The sequence below is a fragment of the Pseudoalteromonas sp. DY56-GL79 genome (assembly GCF_041414765.1).
In the GTDB taxonomy this organism is placed as follows: domain Bacteria; phylum Pseudomonadota; class Gammaproteobacteria; order Enterobacterales; family Alteromonadaceae; genus Pseudoalteromonas; species Pseudoalteromonas piscicida.
Map to the genome: position 1 here is coordinate 129,083 of NZ_JANHZS010000018.1, position 2,273 is coordinate 131,355.

General features: G+C 40.6%; 3 protein-coding genes. 2 read left to right on the forward strand and 1 reads right to left on the reverse strand.

Features of this window, described 5'->3' with window-relative positions; translation table 11 throughout:
• Nucleotides 1-695 precede the first annotated feature (695 nt).
• Nucleotides 696-1,373 carry a hypothetical protein gene (locus NO992_RS14460; RefSeq protein WP_371378300.1) on the forward strand — a complete coding sequence of 226 codons (678 nt, stop codon included), beginning with the start codon at nucleotides 696-698 and terminating at the stop codon, nucleotides 1,371-1,373.
• A gap of 10 nt (nucleotides 1,374-1,383) precedes the next feature.
• Here NO992_RS14460 and NO992_RS14465 read toward each other — a convergent pair whose 3' ends face one another.
• Nucleotides 1,384-1,674, reverse strand: a complete 291-nt coding sequence (locus tag NO992_RS14465) for a ribbon-helix-helix domain-containing protein (RefSeq protein ID WP_017217090.1) — start codon at nucleotides 1,672-1,674, stop codon at nucleotides 1,384-1,386.
• Between the two features lie 21 nt (nucleotides 1,675-1,695).
• Between NO992_RS14465 and NO992_RS14470 the strand changes: the two genes are divergently transcribed.
• A complete protein-coding gene (locus NO992_RS14470; protein ID WP_371378303.1) occupies nucleotides 1,696-2,091 on the forward strand; it encodes a VOC family protein in 396 nt (131 codons plus the stop codon).
• Nucleotides 2,092-2,273 lie beyond the last annotated feature (182 nt).

The following is a 2,273-nucleotide window of genomic DNA, read 5'->3' on the forward strand; positions in this document are numbered from 1 at the left end:
CCGTTATTGGTTTTCTATCGCGGGGTAAACCCGCTGCTACAAGTTTGACGTAGCAGCGACTTTATGTCGCGACTGTTTTCATGACTTTATGCCGAGGTTCTTTCTGTAGGCTTATGTCACGGTCTTTTTTTATTGTGCAGATCCTGTCGCCATTATTGGTTTTTTCTCGCGGGATAAACCCGCTGCTACGAATTAGGCGTAACAGCGACTTTATGTCGCGACTGTTTTCATGACTTCATGCCGCGACTGTTTTCATGACTTCATGCCGAGATTCTTTCTGTAGGCTTATGTCACTGTCTTTTTTATTGTGCAGATCCTGTCACCGTTATTGGTTTTCTATCGCGGGATAAACCCGCTGCTACAAGTTTGGTGTAGCAGCGACTTTATGTCGCGACTGTTTTCATGACTTCATGCCGAGATTCTTTCTGTAGGCTTATGTCACGGTCTTTTTTATTGTGCAGATCCTGTCACCGTTATTGGTTTTCTATCACGGGATAAACCCGCTGCTACGAGTTTGGCGTAGCAGCGACTTTATGTCGCGACTGTTTCTACAATTTTATGTAAAGGCGACCCCATGACGCTTCTGCTGACGGACAAGCCTGGGTCTAGGCGGGAGGGTGACTATCAAACTTCCGAAAAAGACTAAAAACCGTTAAACTTAAGATCTTTAGTATACTCAATACGTTGACTACAGTATGAAATCTCATTTAGGCCGAAGAGCATTTTCCACTATGGAGCTTCATACCTTGTTTAACGGTTATATCTACTCAGATGAAAAACTAAAGCGTGAACAGCCTAAACATTGGCATTTTTGGCTACCTTTACTGAGTTATTACACCGGTGCGTATAGTGATGAAATTGGCTCACTCACACTTGATGATGTTTACTACAAAGACCACGTTCATGTATTTCACTTTAACACCCATGGTAAAATTCAACCGCGAGTGGTGCCTATTCATCCTGCATTATGGCAAGCAGGTTTAGAGCAATATCTAGCATTAGTAAAACAACAAGAATATCGACGTCTTATGTTTGATTTACCTGCAAAAACTGGTCGTTATAGTGAGAAAGTTAGAATATGGTTTTCTGGAGAGGGTGAAAGACAAGGGTATCTACAAAAATGTGGTTTACCCAATGTTGATCAGCAAGGAATGAAAACGGCGATCAGCAGTTTACGACTAAACTTCGAGCAACAAATCAGAATATCAGCTATTCAGCTCGGGACTAAAGACAGTTTTCAATATTTATTGGGTTTAAAGCAAGATGGACATGAAGTTACGTGCCCACCTTTTCACTTGCTCAAGCAGGTTATTTCTCCGATCCGGGTTATTAATCCTAATATCACATGGCAACGCTTTTTGGAGCGACACTAAAACGTAGTACTCAGTTACTACCACTTCTTACGTCAAGCGCATTATTATTTGCAAGATAAGTTAAGCAAGTAACACGCAGCATAGACGCCAAGTTTTTGATCTCACCATGACGTTCAATCACTTCCTGGTAAAGTAAAGAAATAAACTCGGCAAGACCCAGATCTTCCCGTTGAGCTATGGTTTCTAATACTTGCCATATTTCATTTTCTAACGCGAGGCTAGTAACAGCTCCTTGAATACGAATAGAACGTTTGGCTACTTCGTAACGATGAGGCTCAGTTGATGCGTAGAGTTCACACATATAAATTCCGTAGGTAAAGTAATGGCAAAAATGATCCACTCAATGATCAGAGTAAAAGACGCTGATCGCTCAATTAAATTTTATCATGATGTATTTGCGTTAGTAGTGAAACGACGTATCGACTTTAATGATTTTTCTCTTATCTATCTTGGCAACGATGAAACTTCGTTTGAATTGGAGCTAACTTGGAATCATGACACCACTGTAGATTATACAATCGGTAATGGCTATGGGCATTTGGCTTTCGCCACAGATAGCTTGCAGGCTGTCTACAACAAGGCTCAAGAGAATAGTTATTGCCCTAAAGAAATCAAAGATTTTTATAATCAAAATGTATTAATAGCAAGATTCTTTTTTATTAAAGATCCTGATGGTTATGATATTGAAGTAATTGAAAAAAGCGATGTGTATCGGTAGTAACGGGTTTATCCCGTGACCAAGGTTGGTGAGTTGTGACATCAAATCTTACAGGATTCGTGACGCAAAGGCGTAAAAACAATCGCGACCTAAAGTCGCTGCTACGAATGTGGATAAACCTGTAGCAGCGGGTTTATCCCGCGACCAAAGTTGGTAATTTCGATATAAAATCGTTAAAGATG

Excerpts from the sequence above, each read along its gene's own strand:
- NO992_RS14460 (WP_371378300.1), top strand. The coding sequence starts at position 696 with ATGAAATCTCATTTAGGCCGAAGAGCATTTTCCACTATGGAGCTTCAT.
- NO992_RS14465 (WP_017217090.1), bottom strand. The coding sequence starts at position 1,674 with ATGTGTGAACTCTACGCATCAACTGAGCCTCATCGTTACGAAGTAGCC.
- NO992_RS14470 (WP_371378303.1), top strand. The coding sequence starts at position 1,696 with ATGGCAAAAATGATCCACTCAATGATCAGAGTAAAAGACGCTGATCGC.